The sequence below is a fragment of the Mitsuaria sp. WAJ17 genome (genome assembly GCF_014174515.1).
Lineage (GTDB): Bacteria > Pseudomonadota > Gammaproteobacteria > Burkholderiales > Burkholderiaceae_C > Roseateles_B.
This window is the reverse complement of sequence record NZ_JACJUG010000110.1, coordinates 1-484: the sequence shown is the minus strand read 5'-3', so window position 1 is coordinate 484 and position 484 is coordinate 1. Positions and strand designations below refer to the sequence as shown.

Annotated in this window: 1 protein-coding gene; it reads right to left on the bottom strand. The window is 67.8% G+C overall.

Annotated features, from left to right (window positions below; all coding sequences use genetic code 11):
• On the bottom strand, positions 1-484 hold a 484-nt coding region (locus H5407_RS23590; protein WP_183106919.1), incomplete at both ends, for an EamA family transporter.

Genomic DNA, 484 nt, shown 5'->3' with positions numbered 1-484 from the left:
GACTCACCAAGCACCCAGGCCGCCGTGCTCATGCCGAACACCGGCACCAGCAGCGCCATCGGCACGATGGTGGCGGCCGCATGGCGCGCCAGCAACCAACCCCACACGCCATAGCCGAACAAGGTATTGCCCAGCGCCTGCCACAGCACCGCAGCCCAAGCCCCGGCACCGGCCGCCTGCACGCTCTGCCAGGCAAGACCTGGCCCCTCGACGGCGAGCGACAGCGCCAACAGTGGCGGCACCGCGAACACGCTGCTCCACACCATATAGGCCAGCATGTTCACCTTGCCCGCGCGCTTGCCCACCATATTGGCGCAGGCCCAGCTGAAGGCCGCCAGCAGGATCATCGCCAGGCCCAGCACGGTGGTCGAGCCGTCCGTATGGCTGGCGATCACGACGATGCCCGAGGCGGCCAGCAGCAGCGCCAGCCATTGGTAGCCCTGCACCTTTTCCTTGTTCACGCGCATCGCCAGCATCAGCGTGA